Here is a 16,645-nt window from a genome sequence, read left to right as displayed (position 1 = left end):
GTATGCCCTAGCCAAATTAGAGGTCAATCGGCGCTAAAGCCCCTCTTTCGACCATGAAAGCGGTGTGGATCGGGGGATACAAGCGCAAGACTTAATGAACTATTCAGTTCATTAAGTCAAGACGCAAAGACAGGAGTTCACGTATGGCGAAGGCGCCGCCGAAACCCCGCTCTGGACGCCCCAAAGACCCTGTCAAGAGACAGGCCATTGTGGCGGCTGCGACGGTGATGTTTACCGAACAGGCTTATGAGGACGTGACTGTAGAAGCTGTGGCCGCCAAGGCTGGCGTATCCAAGGTGACCATCTACAACAGCTTCAAAGACAAGGACACGCTGTTTGAAACCGTGATTGATTCCATCATGGAAGGCGTCGTTGGCGACCCTGCCTGGGCTGAAACCGGACAACCTCTCAAGCAGCGGCTCAATCAAATTGGCGCTGTGTTTCTGACTTCGGCCCTTGGTCCCTATGGACGAATGATGGTTCGCACATTGTCAGTTGTGCTGCATGGAAATGTGGAGCTATCGAAACGACTGTATGAGGCTGCGCCGGGTCGCGCCTATGCTGCGGTGGCGGCGGTCGTCGAAGAGGCGATGGCGAAGGGAACAGTAAAAGCGGATTCCGCGCGTCTGGCCGCCGAAGACCTGATCAGCCTATGGGAAGGCGGCTTGATGGTGAAAGCCGCGATTGGCCTTTCCGAACCGGTGAGCCAAGAGGAAATCAATCGGCGGGTCTGGCGCGGCACCGAAGTTTTCATGCGTGCTTACTGTCAATAGCCGCGATGTTGATTGTCTCACGAGGACAACACGCTCTTTCATGTGGAACGGATCTGCCGGCGCGGTGAGAAAAGGCTCGATATCAAGTGTCGATGACAGGACCGGCGCAGGCAGCCATGCTCGTCATCTAACCCGTTGGCGTTGCGAGCAAAATTCGACGCGCCCAAATGCTCGGCGCAGGGCCGAGCAGGACGGTTAAGTGTGGCTTGGGCGCGCAGCCACGCCGTTTACGGCAGCGAGATGTGGCCGACGCTGTAGATCTGGGTTGCCTCCGACACGTCATCGGGCGGCGATGACCAGAGGCGGAAGGACACGGCCTTCCAGCCTGTGGGATCGAAGCCCGCGATTGCGGCAAGCGCGCCGGCCTTTGCAGCGGCGCGCGCATCGGCGATTGCGCTATCGCGCCGGGCGGCGAGATCGCTGTGGGGGGCGATTGCGGTGATCTGGCGGGTGGCGAATTTGGCCGATCGCAGATCGGCGCTCTGGTCCGCATGCCAGATCAGCCAGGTCTTGACCGATGGCCAGCCGAAATCGCGCGTCAGCGCCGCAAAGCCGGGGCTCGACAAAAAGCGATCAATGCCCTCCGGCTCGCGCCACAGATAAAAGGGCGCATAGAGGTTTTCAGCACTTTTATAGTCCGCGCCCTGTTCGCGGGCGGAGAGATAGGCCTTGAAGCCGAGCATCGGGAAGCCATCAAGCAAGGGTCCCTTGTCGCGAATGCGCCGGTCGATGATCTCCATGTCGTAATCGGCCGGCATGGTGAAGCTGTATTGCATGGCGATCATGGCAAGCGGTCTCCTGAGTTGAGGGGTTCCATCCAGTCGACGGCGCTGTCGCCCAGAACAGGCTGGATGCTGATATAGCTGAAGGGGCTTGAGGGCGCGGCCCCATGCCAGTGGCGTTCGCCGGGCGCGAACCAGACGCAATCGCCGGCGCGGATTTCGACGCGTTGGCCGCCATCGCGCTGGGCGTAACCGACGCCATCGATCACGAACAGCAACTGGCCGCGCGGATGGGAATGCCAATGGGTGACGACGCCCGGCGGCGCAAAGATGCGCATCGCCGTCATTTCGCCATCGGTGCGGCTCGACAGCAGCATCTGCACCAGAAACGGCCCTGAGGATACGCCCGATGGCGCGGGCGCAATTCCCTCGCCGGCGCGCTGCACCCTCATTTGCGAGGGGCAGGCCGATTGCATGTCAAACGGGTTGCTCATGGACGGCGCCGCCGGCTGGATGGGACCATAAGGAGGGTGGGCGGCCGGTCTGGCCGGCGGGTGATCAACGTAAGGGTCATGCGCGTTTGCCTGCAAAGGATTGACAGACGCATCATGCGCTTTCATCATCATCCTGAATATCGCATAATTCAGGACCTATGATCCTGATATTCAGGACAGACAGATGCGACGGACCAATCTCGACATGGACGCGCTGAGGAGTTTTGTGACCGGGATCGACGCCGGATCATTTGCCGAGGCGGCCGAGCGGCTGGGCCGATCCACCTCGGCCGTCAGCGCGCAGCTCAAGAAGCTCGAGGAGCAGACGGGCGTTTCGCTGCTGCGCAAATCCGGCCGGGGCCTGGCGCTGACCGACAGCGGCGAGCGGTTTCTCGCCTATGCGCGGAGACTTCTGAGCCTCAATGACGAGGCGGTCGGAGCGCTCAGGGGCGCAGATCTTGAAGGCTGGGTGCGTCTCGGCATTCAGGAGGATTTTGGCGAGGCGGCGCTGCCGCAGGTGCTTGGCCGTTTTGCGCGGGCGCATCCCAAGGTGCGGATCGAGGCGAGAATTGCGCGCAACAGCGAGATGATGACCAAGATCGCATCGGGCGATCTCGATCTGGCGCTTGCCTGGGACGATGGCGCGTCCCCTGCCCCGCCGATCGCCGCGGCGCCGCTTTGCTGGCTGGGCGCGACAGACGATCAGGCGGGTTGGGGCAGGCAGGCAGGCGAACCGCTGCCGCTGGTGGCGCTCGAAGCGCCCTGCCTGTTGCGCAGAATCGCCTGCGACGAGCTGGACCGGCATGGCATAGCCTGGCGCATCGCGTTCGTGACGCCCAGCCTGGCCGGACTGTGGGCGGCGACGGCGGCGGGTCTGGGCCTTGCGCTGCGCACGCCGATCGGCCGACCATCCACGGTGCGCATTCTCGATCCGGCTGAGCACGGCCTGCCGCCGCTGCCCTCGCTGCATCTCAAGCTGCACCGACCACAGGGCCACGCCAACCCCATTGCGGACCATCTGGCCAATATCCTCAGACAGGCGCTCGACGAGATATTCCCGCCCGAGTGGATGACGGGCGGCCGCGTGGCGAATGCCCTCTGACAATCGCGGACGGGATTGCGGAAGCAGTCGCCCCAGAGCCTGTCGCCAAATGTCTGGAACATCTGCCCAGGTCACTGGCATTGCCGCCAATATTCAATGGCGGCAAATGCCCGGCGCAGGGCCTGGCTGGACGATCGGAGAAACGCAAAACGTCGGCAACTTTCAGCCTGGCGTAGCGGGCAAGGAACAGAGAGCGACCTGCCGGTTTGACCGAGCCAATCACTTCACAAGCCGAGATCCTGAAGATAGAATTACGCACCAACATTCCCCAATGGATTGCATAGACGATGGTCTATTTGCTCATTCTCATTCTGGCTGGCTGCGGCTACTGGGTCTGGCGTTCGAAAAGGCGTTCGCGTCGGCGTCACGTCAAAAACAGCATACCACCACTCGTAGATGAACGGGGGTCTTCGTACCGATCCGGCGCGCCAAGACCGGTCTCCACGCTGGATCTGGCCCCTGCCCAAAGCACTTACTCAAGAACGACACGGATAAAACCCACCCATCCTATCGACCCGTCCGTGCCGATAACAGCCCAAACCTTCGATATCGCCTATAGGGACGCCTACGATGACGATTCGATCCGTCGTATAGAAATTAAGGCCTTTTCCGATTTCAATGGCCACATCTATATCGAGGCGTGGTGTCATTTGCGGCGTGGAGACCGCAGCTTTCGGACCGACCGCATAGGCGAGATGATCGCAGTGCAGACAGGCGAAATCATAGACAATCCCACCCGCTATGCGCGACAGCTGAAAACTCAGCTCTTCGATCCGGGAAAAGACTATGCCTCTGTCATGAGCAAGGCGAAGGCCGGTTTGTCAGCATTGATCTGGATTGCGCGCGCCGATCATGAACTTGCGGATGCGGAGATGGATTTGTTTGTGGAGTTCATCGGCGAGCGGATAAGCCTGCATCGAAAAACGGCCAGCGCAAACGATTGGAATCCACTCGTTGCACGCCGACAGATCGAAAACTCTCGACCGATATTCAATGAAGCGGCCGGCGCCATTTCCGCGGTGAAAAGGGCTGGGACTGAATATGAGCTTATTGAAAAATATGCGCAAAGACTTTCGAGCATGGATGCGGCGGCCACGAAACGCGCTCAAAAACTCGGTTTTATGAAGTCTGGCGGGGAAAGCTGACATTCATGGCGCCTGTGACCGCGGCGCAGATCAATTCCCGTGACTTACAAGAGGCGGCGCGCCGAAAACGCTTCGCATTCGGCGCGATTTTCAGCAGACCACAACCCTTTCATCCACCGCAACCCGCGTAGAAAACGTCAGACTGACCTCAACGGAGGGGGCAAGCCGGCGCAGGATGCGCAAGAGGCGGTCGAGCGTGAATTTGGCAAGATCCGCATTGCGGACGCGGGAAATGTCGGCGGCGGCGACGCCGGTGATCTTCTCTGCTTCACGCACGCTGATCTTGCGTGCGTCGAGCACGCCGATGATCTCAGCCGCGAGCTTTGCCTTCATCAGCTTGGTTTCGGCGTCAGGATCGCCGAAGTCGGCAAAGATGTTGCCGCCGCCGCTGACAATCTCAAAATCGTCGTCGCTCACAGAGCTATCTCCCTTATTCGCTTCAGACGCGCTTTTATGATCTCCACCTCCTTGAGAGGTGTGGCGACGCCTTTTGTGGACTTCTTCTGGAATGCATGAACCACCCAGACCGCCTCTCCGATCTGGACGGCGTAGACGACACGGTAAGCGTCTGATCGGTAAGGCAGGGCGATTTCCCAGACGCCTGACCCGAGACCCTTCATCGGCTTTGCAATGTCGGCCTTTCGTCCTTCAGCAGCAATGACGAGAGCGGATTGGATAATCTCGCGTGCGCCAGCGGGAAATGTCTCGAATTCCTTACGAGCAGCTTTCACCCACAGAACGTCTTTCATGATTGCATGTTGTCACATATAACAACGCTGGACAAGCAAATTCCCCGATTTGCTTGTCCAGCGCGCTGGTTTATGGATCGCAAGCCTGCCCGTCACCCCCGCTTATCCTCCGCCAATGTCTGCGCCACGATGGCGTTGGCGTGGCCGTGGCCCATGGCGTGGTCGGTTTTCAGCATCGCCACCAGTTCCATATGTTTGGCGGGATAATGTTTGCGCACCAGCGCCTGCCATTCGGCGATGGGGCGGCCGTATTTCTTTTCGTTCGAGGGAAAATAGGAGGCTGGGCCTTTGGGCTTTTCAGTCGTCATTGTGTTCTCCCTTTCTTGCAGCGTCGTTTGCCCCCCGCGACCATACCGGCGTTCCCACGCGCGGGGGACGGGATTGCCGGAGCATGGGCGGGTTTCAGGGTATGCACGCGCACGCCGGAAGTTTAACCACACATAATCTCGCGTTAAAACAGCATCCTTCATGTCTGCTCGTGTTGAACCAAGCATAATTCCAGGCGCGCAGCGTCAATATCAGCATTCAGCGCGGCTGGAATGGTTGACAGGATGGGATCACAGCGGGTTTTACTATTTTCAGTTTCATAAATTGCGGATAATGCGGGTGATGATGCAGGAACCAGTGGCGGTCCGCGGACGAATGGCGCGGGCGCAGGATGCGGCGGCCATGCTTGCTTTTCTCGAATCCTATCTTTGGCGTCAGGCCGTCGCTTTCGCCGGCGCTGATCGATTTCTGCGCGGAACATCTTTCGGCCGGGACGCTGCGCGGCGGAATGATCGAAGAGGTCCACAACCGGACTGACGACGCGCTGGTGCTGTCGGCGGTGGGCGCGAGCGCCTTTGTGACCGATGACGCGCTCACCGAATTCCTGACTGGCGAGCGGCCGATGGGCGCCCTGGACATGCTGCTGAAAGCCGGGCGCGGCGAAGGCGGCATTCTGGCGCGCGAGGCCGATATCGCCGAGGGCAATGCCGGCGACGGACTAAACCTCCTCGTGATCGGCTTTGCGCATCGCTATGACAATCCCGAGGATCCACGCTGCCGGGCGCTGCTGGCCCGCGCCATCGGCCATTTCGTCGAGGCGCATTCCGGCTTCCTGCTCAAGCAGGCGGCGCGCGAGGACCCGGAGCCGATCGCTACCGTGCTGATCAGCTCGGGCATGCGCGAGATTCGCCGCTACCGGCTCGGCGGGCTCGAATTCGCCGTGACCCATCGTCGCCGCGACGATGCGCTGCCGATCTTCCCCGATTCCATCACCGCCCAGATTTTCGCGCATACGCCGCCGATCATCCGCTTTTCACCGGCGCAGCGGACGCTGCTCGAATTCGCCGGCGAAGGACTGACCGACGAGGACATCGCCTCGGCGATGGCGATCTCCATCAACACCGTCAAGCGGATGTGGAAACTGGTCTATGAGCGGGTCGAGGAGCGCGCGCCGCAGGTGATCGGCGCAAGGCAGGCGGGCGCCGCCCATGTGCGCGGCGCAGAGCGGCGGCGGCGCCTGATGTCCTATCTCAAGCAGCATCCGCAGGAATTGCGCCCGCACGGATGAAGGGTCGGCGCGCCAGGTTGGCGCGAATGTCCGACCGGGACTCTTTTAGGGTAATTGCGTTCATTCCCCGGGCCGCCAAACATGCCGCCGACCCGCAAGGAGAGGCGCCATGACCCTGAAAACGCATTTTCTGCTGACAACGAGAACCACCACCTGGACGATTGGCAGCGATGCAGACACCTGGATCGTGCGACCCGCCGGCAAGATCCTGTCCAATCTTGAGGACGGCATCGTCGAGGCCGTCGGCGTATCCAACAACACGATCGAAATCCAGGGCGAGGTGCGCACCAATCTGCTGAAGGAAAATTCGGCCACCGCCATCCTGGCCCAGGGAAACGGCACAGCGATCGGCGTGGCCGCCAACGCCAATGTCGAAGGCTATTTCGGGATCATGCTGTCGGGTTCCAATCAGCGCATCGTCAATGGCGGGGTGATCCATGGCGGCGACGACATGGGCTATGGCGTCTATATGCGCGGCGACAAGGGATCGACCGTCGACAATTCCGGAGGCATCGCCGCCGACACCGCCGTGTTTCTGTTTGCCGGAATCAACCAATCCATGCCCGACGGCGAGACGGTTTTGACCAATAGCGGCACGGTCTATGGATTGGACACCGGGGTGGAGACACATAGCGCCGCAGGCGAATATCTCAAGCTGGTCAACAGCGGAACGTTGAAGGGCGAGGAACTCGCCTATAGCGGCGATATCGGCTCGGACAGGATCACCAATAGCGGCACGATCGCGGGCGATGTCGTGCTGGCGGGCGGCAACGACTATTTCCTCAACAAAGGCGGCAAACTGATCGGCAATCTCTATGGCGGCGATGGCGACGACACGCTGACCACGACCAGTTCCAGCCTCAGGATGATCGAATCCGCCAACAGAGGCTACGACACCGTTTATTCCTCGGCCAATTATGCGCTGAACGCCAATGTCGAGCAATTGCTGCTGACCGGCGGCAAGAACATCAATGGCGACGGCAACGAGATGGGCAATACGCTTGACGGAAATACCGGGGCAAACCGGCTGCGGGGCTTTTCCGGCTCCGACACGCTGTGGGGCCATGCCGGAAAGGATGTGCTGATCGGCGGCGGCAATGGCGACATCTTCGTCTTTTCCGAAGGCGACGGGCGCGACCGCATCGCCGATTTCCAGAACGGCTCGGATCTCATCAACCTTTCCGGCTGGACCGAGATGGAGACGTTTGCCGATGTGCGCGCCCATCTGCGCGTCGATGGCGACGACATCGTCATTTCGGCGGGAGGCGACAGTCTGAGGCTCACCGATGTCGAGCGCTCGGACATCAACAAGACGGATTTCATCCTGTGAGCCGGCGGATGATCATGCGGCTTGGACATGAGCGGAGCCTCCTGTTGCTGGCGGCGGGGATTTCAATACTGGCAACCCCGGCTCTCGCCGGCGACTGCGACGCCGTGGCCGACGCCTATGACCTCCTGAGCAAGGCGCCCGCCTATCGGCAGTTGACCAGCCTCGACGGCAAGCCGCTGCTCGACAGTATCGCCGTTGGCGACGATCTCTATGTCAAGGACGGCGAGAGCTGGACCAAGACCTCGCTCGAAAAAGGCCAGAGGGCGGCGATGACCAAGCGCATGGTTCCGGACGCCGCGAGCCTGAAGGATTGCGCGGCAGCCGGCGACGAGACGCTCGATGGCGCCGCCATGCATGTCTATGATTACACACCGCCCGCCGTTCAAGGCGTGGGCGATCCCGGCCCGCAGCGCGTGTGGATCGGCGCCGACGACGGACTTCCGCATCGCATGGCGAGCGAGAGCACCAAAACCGATGTGCGGCTCCAATTCGACAACATAACCGCCCCCGCGCCGTGACGGCGTCTGGATCTGAAAGGAGCGCCCCATGGTCGGCGTCGCGCATACCTACACCATCGACAACGCCACCGTCACCATCGCCGTCGATGGCGACAGCTGGACGTTCAAGCCGGGCGGAATCACCGCGAACAGCGGACCGGCCATCCGGATGCTCGACGGGACCTTCGGGAACACGATCGCCATCCATTCGACCATCCGGACCACTGTCGAGTTCGAATCCGCCATCGCGCTGTCCGGCGCCAACTGGCTCATGTCCATCAGCTCTCTGGGCGTGGTTACAGGCTATAACGGTGTCTATTTCGATGGCGGCGCGTCGGGGACGAATTGCCAGATCATCAATGACGGCAAGATTACCGCAGAGGGCGGCTCCGGCGTGGTGCTGGCGACCAAGGTCGGCGCAACCATAGCTCTCGACAATTCCGGGCTGATCTCCGGCGTGGTGGGGCTCGAGTCGTTTCGCGGCAGCAATTACGTCACCAATGCCGAAGGAGGCGTGATCACCGGCTCGTCTTACGGCGTGCTCATCAATGCCGACAGCGACCCGCATCTGCTCAGCCTCGAGAATTTCGGCCTGATCAAAAGCGCCGGCGTCGCCATCCAGGGATCCAAGGGTGACGACCATGTCGACAATTTCGGCCGGATCGTCGGCGATGTCAGGCTGGGCGGCGGCAATGACACATTCATCAACGAAGCGACGGGATCGACTGTCCAGGGCGGCATCTATGGCGGGACAGGCGACGATTCGCTCACCGTGCACAGCGCCGCCACAAAGCTGATCGAAAAGGCTGGCCAAGGCTCCGATTTCATCACCTCGACCGTAAACTACACGCTCAACGACAATGTCGAATCTCTGTCGCTGGAAGGAACGAAAGGCCTGACCGGAACCGGCAACGCGCTTGACAATATACTCACCGGCGACGACGGCAACGATATCCTCAGGGGTATGGCCGGCAATGACCGGCTGTTCGGCGATAGCGGCAACGACGCGCTGACCGGCGGGGCGGGCAAGGATATTTTCGACTTCTACACGACCCAGGGCCGTGACCGGATCAGCGATTTCCAGAACGGACAGGATCGCATGGACATTCACAACTGGACCGGGCTGGACAATTTCGCCGACGTGAAGGCGCACGCCAAATTCGTGGACGGCGATGTCGTCATCAAATTCGGCGCGGACGTGCTGACGGTCGAGGGCCTGACGCTGGCGCAGATGGACAAGACGGATTTCATTTTCTGAAGGAGCAAAAACCGAGCCCCTCAGCCGCGCCGGTCGGGAAAGCTGAGCCGCGCCTCCAGCCCGCCCAGCGGGGAAGCGCCCAGCGTGAGATCGCCGCCATAGGCGTGGGCGATATCGGCGGTGATGGCGAGGCCGAGGCCGGAGCCGGCGGCGTCGGCGCTTGCGCCGCGGGCCAGCATGGCGGCGCGGTCGGGTTCCGACAGGCCGGGGCCGTCGTCGCCAATCATCACGATCACGCAGCCCTCCTCGCGCCGAACCTTCGCCTCGATGAGGCGGCTGGTCCATTTGGCGGCGTTGTCGAGCAGATTGCCGATGGCCTCGGCGAGATCGGCGGGATCGGCCTCCAGACTGAGCCCCATGGGGCAGTCCAGCCGCCAGTCGATGCCGCGATCCTCGGTCAGCGGCCGCAGCACCTGCACGAGCTTGCCGATCAGCGCGCCGACATCACTGGTGGCCATGCGTTCGACGCCCAGCCTCGCGGCCTGCAACTGACGATCGGCGCGCTGGCGGATGAGATCGATCTGGCGTAGCGCCAGCTCTGCGGCGTCGGCATCGAGCCGGCTGGTGAGCTGGGCGAGCACGGTCAGCGGCGTCTTCAGCCCGTGGGCGAGATCGGAGGCGCGCTGGCGGGCGCGTTCGACCGCCGTTTCGCGCTCGTCGAGCAAAAGATTGATCTCGCGCACCAGCGGACGCACTTCAAGCGGGCCTTCATCATCAAGGCGTGCGGCCTGGCCGGCGCGGATGCGGGCAACGACGCCGCGCAGCCGGTCGAGCGGGGTCAGCCCCAGCGCCGCCTGAATAAAGGCGGCGGCCGACAGCACCGCCGCCGTAAGCAGGAGCATGCTGCGCAGACGGGCATGAAAGGCTTCCAAAGCCGCCGTCATTTCCCGTTCCGAAAAGGCGACGCGCACGGTGAACTCGCCCGCCTCCGGCGCATCCGCAAGCCGCGAGCGGCGCGTGAGCACCAGAACGGGCGCGCCATCTGGACCGGCTGTGGTCTCGAACGGCGCCATGTCGGAGGGCGCGAGCGGCTCGTCGCCCAGCCGCGTGTCCCACAGAGAGCGCGAGCGCAGCGCCGGTTGCCCCTTGGCCTCGAACTGCCAGTAGCGGCCGCCGGCCGGCGCGCCGAGACGGCTGTCGGACCAGGCGGCGTTGAGCGTGAAGCGGGTCTTGTCCCAGACGGCGGCGGCGGCGACGCTGTCGGCGAGCGCGGTCATCTCGGCCACGTAGCGGTCGCGGACATAATCGGTAAACAGCTGGCTGAGCGACCACCAGACGGTGGCGAGCGACAGCAGCACCGCGATGACGGCGCCGATGGCGAGCCGAAAGCGCAGGCTGCGGATCATGCCTGTTCATCCGCGATGAGATAGCCGAAGCCGCGCCGGTTCTCAAACGCGTCGGCCGCCGTCTTGCGGCGGAGCCGGGCGACCATGGCCTCAATGGCGTTCTTGGCGCTGTCATCGTCACGGCCCTGCACATGCAAAGCGAGATCGAGCGCCGGCGCCGGCCGCCCCTTGTGCTGCATCAGATAGGCGATCAGCCGATATTCCATGGCGCTGACCTCGACCGGCTTGCCGTCGAACCTCACCCGGCGGGCCGCCTCGTCGAGTGTGAAGCGGCCGCAACGCGCCACAGGGGCGGCGCTCGATTTTCCCGCGCGGCGCAAAAGCGCTCTCAGACGGGCCAGCAGCTCTTCCGGGCGAAAAGGCTTGGGCAGATAATCATCGGCGCCGGCGTCGAAACCGTCGACGCGCTCCATCCAGGAGCCGCGCGCGGTCAGCACCAGCACCGGCGTCTCAACCCCCGCCGCCCGCCAGCGCTTGAGGATCGACAGGCCATCCATGCCCGGCAGGCCGAGATCGAGAATGATGGCGGCGTAATCGCCGATCTCGCCCTCCTCCCAGACTTCGGGGCCGGTGGCGCGGCGCTCGACCACGAAGCCTGCGCCAGCAAGCTGGCCGGTGACGAGATCGGCGATAGAAAGGTCGTCTTCGGCGATGAGAATGCGCATGATGGTCATGACCCCAGGAAGGACAGAATGCGGCCGCTGCGGGCGTCGAGACGCAGCGTGCGGATGACGCCTGCGCCGTCGCGGATCTTGAAACGGTAGTAATAGCCGCGCGCGCCCTTGCTGAGCCTGATGTCGATCACGTCGCCATCGATCTTGCGCTCGACCAGCATGAGCGCCTTCGACAGCGGCATCACCTCGCCCTTCAACCGCTCCTGGCGCGCATCGTCATGGCTGAGGCCGCTGGGGTTGCCGCCATCGTCGTCGCCGCCATCGTCGTCGCCGCCTTTATCGTCGCCACCCTTGTCGTCACCGCCGTGATCGTCTCCGCCGTCGTGACCATCGCCGCCGTCGCCGCCGCCGTCATCGGCACGCGCCGCGCCGGCCGCCATCGACGCCATGCCGAACAGGAGAAACAGGAAATCGCGGCGGGCCAGCATGAGACGGATCCAGAATGCGAGATAGTTTGGCGCGATCATGGACCGCGAGGCGACCTGCGGTCAATCGGCGCGCAGGCCCCGCCGCGCGGGACGGCGCGGCGGGGCTGGCGGCGGGTCGCCCCGCCGGAGACCGGCGTGCGGCGGACAAGGCGCCGGTCATGGAAATACCTCAGCCGCGCCGGCCGTCGCGTCCGCCATGGTGGCCGTGATGGCCGTGGCCGCCATGATGGTCGCGATCGCGGCTTTTGTTGCGGTTGCGGCTGTGATGTTTGCCGTGGGTGTCTGTCGAGACATCGTCATCGTCGCTGTCATCGTCGTCCACGCCGTGATCGTCGCTGACGTCGTCATCATCGTCGATGCCGCTCTGGTCGTCGTCAGAGCTGTCGTCGGCACTATCGTCGGCGTCGTCGTCGCTGTCGTCGTCGGAGGACGTCTGGTCGTGATGTTTGCCGTGGCGACCGCCCTTGTCGTCGGTGCGCGGGCCGTCATCGCTCCCCTTGGCGAATGCGTCGCCGGTCCCCAGCAAGGCGGGGACGGGACAGCTGACCAGCGCGACGAGCGCAACGGCGGAGCCCAGAAGCAGGCCGCGGCGCGAAAGACTGTTGATGCTCATGATGAAGACCCTCTCTCCGTTGCCCGGAAGACCCTGGTTCTTCCGGCGCGGGCAGCCCTCGCCGCCCATGAGAGGCACTCTGCGCCAAGGCTGCTGACGAAGCGCTGAGGCATGGCGTCAGCAAGACGTCAGGCAGCGAGACTATGGGAAAGCTCGCGCCACCACTCTTTGACGCGCGCTCCTGAAGATTATATACTCCGGCGCATCGGAATGAATATTGAGCCGCACCATGCGCAAGGAAATGCTGAAAACGCCGGAAGCCGCCGTGGTGGCGGAGGTGGGATTGCGCGATGTTCATCGCATGATCGATGAGGGCATATTGCCGCCTCAACTGCACGACAGGGACGGCGGCCGGCAGGTTTGGGCCGAGAGTTGCGGCCTAATTTCGTTCTATGTCGAAAGCGCTGCGCGACTGACGGCGGAAGAGAGAATCGGAGCGATCGGCTGGGCAGCAAAACGTCTGACGTTAAACAGGCCGGACGCCGACTGGACGCTGCGCGAAGGCTTTCTCAGCATCGATCTCGGCCCCTTCCTGCGCAAGGCCCAGCGCAACCTCGCCCTGCTTCATGCGGCGCGGGCGCTGATCACCCACGATCCCGATATCCTGAGCGGCGCAGCCGTGATCCGGGGAACGCGACTTTCGCCTTATGACCTCGCCGCTTCACTTGATGCTGGCCTGGCTGAGGCAGAGCTTCTCCAGGACCATCCGCAGATCAACGCCGATATGCTCACGCTCGCGCGTCTCTATGCCGAAGCCAATCCACTGCGCGGGCGGCCGCGCCAGGCAGCGTCAGCGGGGCGCGTTGTTTCCGACAAGCTGGTCACGCGACGGAAGCCAGCCGCGTGAAGCTGCTTATCGACGAATGTCTGAGCCCTCGTCTCGCCAAACGTGCGCATGAACGGGGATATGGACATGCGTCGCATGTGACATGGATCGGCGCAACTGGCCTCAAGGACTGGGAATTGAAGCCGTTGATCCTTGCGGGTGACTGGACCTTCGTCACCAAAAACTCAGTTGATTTTCGCGGGCCCGCCGATGCCCCCGGCGTCAAGGGGCAATATGCCGATGTCGCCATACATGCTGGGTTGATCTGCCTCAACGCTGCTGGCGCCATGCCTCTACCTGTCCAACTGGAGCTTTTCGATATCCTGCTGGATGAGGTCGACGAGAATGCCGATCTCGTCAACCAAGTGCTTGAAGCCACGCTAACGGAGGCTGATGAGATCAGGATTCTGCGTTACGCTTTGCCTGCCGAAAACCTGTCAGGTTCAAACTGAACCAGACTGGCTCTCGCTCCTCACCCCTTCTTCTCATCCAGCCGGTTGATCGCCTCGACATTGCCGGCTGACGATCCGTTCGGGTCGAAATCGGAGGCTAGCCACATATCGACGATGGCCTTGGCCAGTTCCGGGCCGATGACGCGGGCGCCCATGGTGATGATCTGGGCGTTGTTGGATTTGGCGGCGCGTTCGGCGGAATAGGTGTCGTGGGTCAGGGCGGCGCGGATGCCGGGCACCTTGTTGGCCGAAATGCAGACGCCGATGCCGGTGCCGCAGCAGAGAATGCCGCGCTCGTTTTCGCCGCTGACGATGGTATCGGCGAGATCGCGGGAGAGATCGGCGTAGAAGCCGGATTTGGACAGGTTGACGACTTCGATGTCAGGGCGGGTCTTGAGATGGGCTTCGATGACGTCGAGAAGCGGCTTGCCGGCGCTGTCGGCTCCGAGGGCGATTTTCATGGCGGTCTCCATTGAGTTGGGGTGAGAAGCGTCAGGCCGCGTCGAGCGCTTTGGCGACGCGGGCGAGAATGTCGAGATAGCCCTCCGCCTCCCAGGCGGAGCGGCCGATGAACAGGCCGTCGATATGCGGCTGGGCGATCAGCTCGGCGCAATTGCCGGGATTGACGCTGCCGCCATAGAGAACGGGCACGTCGCGGCCCAAAGCGTTGCGCGCGACCTCGGCGATGCGGGCGTGGCGGGCGTCGGCGTAATCGGCGGTGGCGGGAATGCCGTTGACGCCGATGGCCCAGACCGGCTCATAGGCGAGCAGCACGGGCGCCGCCCTGCCCTCGCCTTCCAGGCCTGACAGCGCACCTTCGACCTGGCGCTTCAGCACTTCGTCGGCAAGGCCGGCTTCGCGCTCGGATAAAGTCTCGCCGATACAAATGAGTGGCGTTAGGCCGTGGCGGACGGCGGCTGCGGTTTTCAATCCGACCGTGCGGTCGGTTTCGCCGAAATGCTCACGGCGCTCGCTATGGCCGAGCTCGACGAGATCGAGGCCGCAATCACTCAGCATCAGCGGCGAGATTTCTCCCGTCCAGGCGCCGTGATCGTCCCAATGCATGTTCTGCGCGCCGACCTTGACGGACGTGTCTTTCAGCCGCGCCTTGACCTCGCGGACGGCGGTAAAGGGCGGAATGACGAAACGTTGGATGCGCGGATCACGCGCCGCATCGCTTGCCGCCAGCGCCTCGGCGAAGGCCAGGGCCTCGCTGAGCGTCTTGTTCATCTTGAAGCTGGTTCCGACCCAGACTGTGCGCATGCATGCCTCCGTGATTTCGCGGCGAACATAACACCAGCAACAGGCAATGCAACATCACGATGTGATATTGATTGCTCGAAATGTTAGATTTGAAGCCGACATCACACAGACCGGCGCTGACCGCTCTGGCTGGGAAGCGCTGTTTTTCACCCATTTGACGATCATTCTTTCGCTGCGGCGCCGCATTTCCTGACGCAGCGCAAAACAACATTCCTCTGTGACGAGACGAAAGCGCCATTGACAAAAATTTCAGAACGTGAAAATTCTTTCGTGAAATTTTTTTCGGCCAGATAAAAAAATATCACGCACTGCAGCAGATGCAGCGCAGCTAAACCGAGCGATCGGAAGGCCGGCAGGAGGAGAGACAGACAGCATGGCCCTATCGGCGACAGGCGGCTTTCGCGACGACGAGACCAGCATGGCGACACGCGCCGCCTGGCTGCATTACGCCGGCGGCCTGACCCAGGCCGAAGTCGCCAAACGGCTGGGCCTCACCTCTCTCAAAGCCCATCGGCTGATCATGAAGGCCAACCAGGAAGGTCTGGTGAAGGTCTATATCGACTCCGACGTGTCGGAATGCGTCGAGCTTGAACAGAAGCTTTGCGAACGCTTCGGCCTCAGTTATTGCGAAGTCGCGCCCGATTTCGACAGCGACGAGCTGCCGCTCAAGGCGCTCGGTATTTCAGGCGCGCAATTTCTCAAGCGCGAGATCGAAAGCGGCGAGACCAAGCTGATCGGCGTCGGCCATGGCCGGACGCTGGCGGCCTGCGTCGATTACCTGCCGCGCATGGCCAATACCAAAGCGCGCTTCGTGTCGCTGCTTGGCGGCCTCACCCGCAAATTCTCGGCCAATCCGCATGATGTGATCCACAGGCTCGCCGAGCGCGTGGCGGCGGAAGCCTATGTCATGCCCGTGCCCTTCTTCGCCAATACGGTGGAAGACCGCGACGTGCTGTTTTCACAGCGCGGCGTGCTCGACGTGTTCAACCTCGCCAACAGCGCCGATCTGCTGCTGGTCGGCATCGGCACAGCCGAGCGCGAGGCGTCGCTGGTTTCCACCGGCATGATCGAGACGAGCGAGATCGAGGAAATCAAGCATGCCGGCGCGGTGGGCGAAATGCTCGGCCATTTCTTTGACGCCGAGGGGCGTCCGGTCGAGACCATGCTGTCGAACCGCACCTTCACTTTGTCGCGCGAGGCGCTGAAGAACCGCCGCATCGTGGCGGTGGCGGGCGGCAAGCACAAGGCGCGGGCGACCCGCGCCGTGCTCAAAAGCGGATTTCTGTCCGGCCTCATCACCGATGAGCGGACTGCGGTCGAACTGATGGCCGACGGGACTTAAGGTTTCTCGTCCGCGCCGCTGAGGAGAGCGGGGCGGATGGACGGAGGAATTACCGGTCAGGGTGGCCGGTATGGCT

At 62.5% G+C, this 16,645-nt stretch carries 21 protein-coding genes; 10 read left to right on the top strand and 11 right to left on the bottom strand.

Annotation, left to right across the window (positions count from 1 at the left end; translation table 11 throughout):
* Positions 1-143 precede the first annotated feature (143 nt).
* Positions 144-773: a TetR/AcrR family transcriptional regulator gene (locus tag M2360_RS22520; RefSeq protein ID WP_280777628.1), complete on the top strand. Its 630-nt coding sequence runs from the start codon at positions 144-146 to the stop codon at positions 771-773.
* Positions 774-1,000: 227 nt separating this feature from the next.
* On the opposite strand, the gene M2360_RS22515 is transcribed toward M2360_RS22520, so the two are convergent.
* Positions 1,001-1,558, bottom strand: coding sequence for a DUF4865 family protein (locus M2360_RS22515; protein WP_280777627.1), 558 nt, complete (start codon positions 1,556-1,558; stop codon positions 1,001-1,003).
* Positions 1,555-1,989 carry a cupin domain-containing protein gene (locus tag M2360_RS22510; protein WP_280777626.1) on the bottom strand — a complete coding sequence of 145 codons (435 nt, stop codon included), beginning with the start codon at positions 1,987-1,989 and terminating at the stop codon, positions 1,555-1,557. Before M2360_RS22510 ends, M2360_RS22515 begins: the two co-directional genes overlap by 4 nt.
* A 184-nt stretch (positions 1,990-2,173) precedes the next feature.
* Between M2360_RS22510 and M2360_RS22505 the strand changes: the two genes are divergently transcribed.
* Together M2360_RS22505 and M2360_RS22500 are read left to right on the top strand one after the other, a co-directional pair.
* Entirely contained in the window at positions 2,174-3,091 is a 918-nt protein-coding gene (locus M2360_RS22505; protein ID WP_280777625.1) for a LysR substrate-binding domain-containing protein, read from the top strand.
* Between the two features lie 287 nt (positions 3,092-3,378).
* Entirely contained in the window at positions 3,379-4,236 is an 858-nt protein-coding gene (locus M2360_RS22500) for a WYL domain-containing protein (RefSeq protein ID WP_280777624.1), read from the top strand.
* Positions 4,237-4,326: 90 nt separating this feature from the next.
* Here M2360_RS22500 and M2360_RS22495 read toward each other — a convergent pair whose 3' ends face one another.
* From M2360_RS22495 to M2360_RS22485, 3 genes are all read right to left on the bottom strand, one after another.
* Positions 4,327-4,653: an XRE family transcriptional regulator gene (locus M2360_RS22495; RefSeq protein WP_280777623.1), complete on the bottom strand. Its 327-nt coding sequence runs from the start codon at positions 4,651-4,653 to the stop codon at positions 4,327-4,329.
* A complete protein-coding gene (locus M2360_RS22490) occupies positions 4,650-4,985 on the bottom strand; it encodes a type II toxin-antitoxin system RelE/ParE family toxin (protein WP_280777622.1) in 336 nt (111 codons plus the stop codon). Before M2360_RS22490 ends, M2360_RS22495 begins: the two co-directional genes overlap by 4 nt.
* 92 nt (positions 4,986-5,077) lie before the next feature.
* A complete protein-coding gene (locus M2360_RS22485; protein WP_280777621.1) occupies positions 5,078-5,293 on the bottom strand; it encodes a DUF4287 domain-containing protein in 216 nt (71 codons plus the stop codon).
* A 365-nt stretch (positions 5,294-5,658) separates the two neighbouring features.
* On the opposite strand from M2360_RS22485, the gene M2360_RS22480 reads away from it, so the two are divergent.
* The 4 genes from M2360_RS22480 (at position 5,659) to M2360_RS22465 (ending at position 9,625) form a co-directional block, all read left to right on the top strand.
* On the top strand, positions 5,659-6,540 hold the full coding sequence (locus M2360_RS22480) for a hypothetical protein (RefSeq protein WP_280777620.1): 882 nt from the start codon (positions 5,659-5,661) through the stop codon (positions 6,538-6,540).
* Positions 6,541-6,649: 109 nt separating this feature from the next.
* Positions 6,650-7,870 carry a calcium-binding protein gene (locus M2360_RS22475; RefSeq protein WP_280777619.1) on the top strand — a complete coding sequence of 407 codons (1,221 nt, stop codon included), beginning with the start codon at positions 6,650-6,652 and terminating at the stop codon, positions 7,868-7,870.
* A gap of 14 nt (positions 7,871-7,884) precedes the next feature.
* Positions 7,885-8,388, top strand: a complete 504-nt coding sequence (locus tag M2360_RS22470) for a hypothetical protein (protein ID WP_280777618.1) — start codon at positions 7,885-7,887, stop codon at positions 8,386-8,388.
* A gap of 28 nt (positions 8,389-8,416) precedes the next feature.
* Entirely contained in the window at positions 8,417-9,625 is a 1,209-nt protein-coding gene (locus M2360_RS22465; RefSeq protein WP_280777617.1) for a calcium-binding protein, read from the top strand.
* Between the two features lie 20 nt (positions 9,626-9,645).
* Here the strand turns inward: M2360_RS22465 and M2360_RS22460 are convergent, their stop codons facing one another.
* From M2360_RS22460 to M2360_RS22445, 4 genes are all read right to left on the bottom strand, one after another.
* Complete coding sequence (locus tag M2360_RS22460; RefSeq protein WP_280777616.1) at positions 9,646-10,971, bottom strand: ATP-binding protein; 1,326 nt, start codon at positions 10,969-10,971, stop codon at positions 9,646-9,648.
* The gene (locus M2360_RS22455) at positions 10,968-11,636 is read right to left on the bottom strand and encodes a response regulator transcription factor (RefSeq protein WP_280777715.1); all 669 of its coding nucleotides are present in this window, start codon (positions 11,634-11,636) and stop codon (positions 10,968-10,970) included. Before M2360_RS22455 ends, M2360_RS22460 begins: the two co-directional genes overlap by 4 nt.
* A 5-nt stretch (positions 11,637-11,641) precedes the next feature.
* Positions 11,642-12,112, bottom strand: a complete 471-nt coding sequence (locus tag M2360_RS22450; protein WP_280777615.1) for a hypothetical protein — start codon at positions 12,110-12,112, stop codon at positions 11,642-11,644.
* Positions 12,113-12,242: 130 nt separating this feature from the next.
* Positions 12,243-12,686: a hypothetical protein gene (locus tag M2360_RS22445; protein WP_280777614.1), complete on the bottom strand. Its 444-nt coding sequence runs from the start codon at positions 12,684-12,686 to the stop codon at positions 12,243-12,245.
* A gap of 217 nt (positions 12,687-12,903) precedes the next feature.
* On the opposite strand from M2360_RS22445, the gene M2360_RS22440 reads away from it, so the two are divergent.
* Positions 12,904-13,533, top strand: coding sequence for a DUF433 domain-containing protein (locus M2360_RS22440; RefSeq protein WP_280777613.1), 630 nt, complete (start codon positions 12,904-12,906; stop codon positions 13,531-13,533).
* Positions 13,530-13,964 (top strand): DUF5615 family PIN-like protein, encoded by a 435-nt coding sequence (locus M2360_RS22435; protein WP_280777612.1) that lies wholly within the window; start codon positions 13,530-13,532, stop codon positions 13,962-13,964. Before M2360_RS22440 ends, M2360_RS22435 begins: the two co-directional genes overlap by 4 nt.
* 20 nt (positions 13,965-13,984) lie before the next feature.
* Here M2360_RS22435 and M2360_RS22430 read toward each other — a convergent pair whose 3' ends face one another.
* Together M2360_RS22430 and M2360_RS22425 are read right to left on the bottom strand one after the other, a co-directional pair.
* A complete protein-coding gene (locus M2360_RS22430) occupies positions 13,985-14,425 on the bottom strand; it encodes an RpiB/LacA/LacB family sugar-phosphate isomerase (RefSeq protein ID WP_280777611.1) in 441 nt (146 codons plus the stop codon).
* 31 nt (positions 14,426-14,456) lie between these two features.
* Positions 14,457-15,227, bottom strand: coding sequence for a triose-phosphate isomerase (locus M2360_RS22425; protein WP_280777610.1), 771 nt, complete (start codon positions 15,225-15,227; stop codon positions 14,457-14,459).
* 373 nt (positions 15,228-15,600) lie between these two features.
* Here M2360_RS22425 and M2360_RS22420 point away from each other — a divergent pair, with 373 nt between their 5' ends.
* Positions 15,601-16,569 carry a sugar-binding transcriptional regulator gene (locus tag M2360_RS22420; RefSeq protein ID WP_280777609.1) on the top strand — a complete coding sequence of 323 codons (969 nt, stop codon included), beginning with the start codon at positions 15,601-15,603 and terminating at the stop codon, positions 16,567-16,569.
* The last annotated feature ends 76 nt before the right edge of the window (positions 16,570-16,645 follow it).

It is taken from the genome of Rhizobium sp. SG_E_25_P2 (assembly GCF_029892285.1).
Lineage (GTDB): Bacteria > Pseudomonadota > Alphaproteobacteria > Rhizobiales > Rhizobiaceae > Rhizobium_E.
The sequence above is the reverse complement of the archived record's forward strand: the minus strand, read 5'-3'. Positions and strand labels throughout refer to the sequence as shown.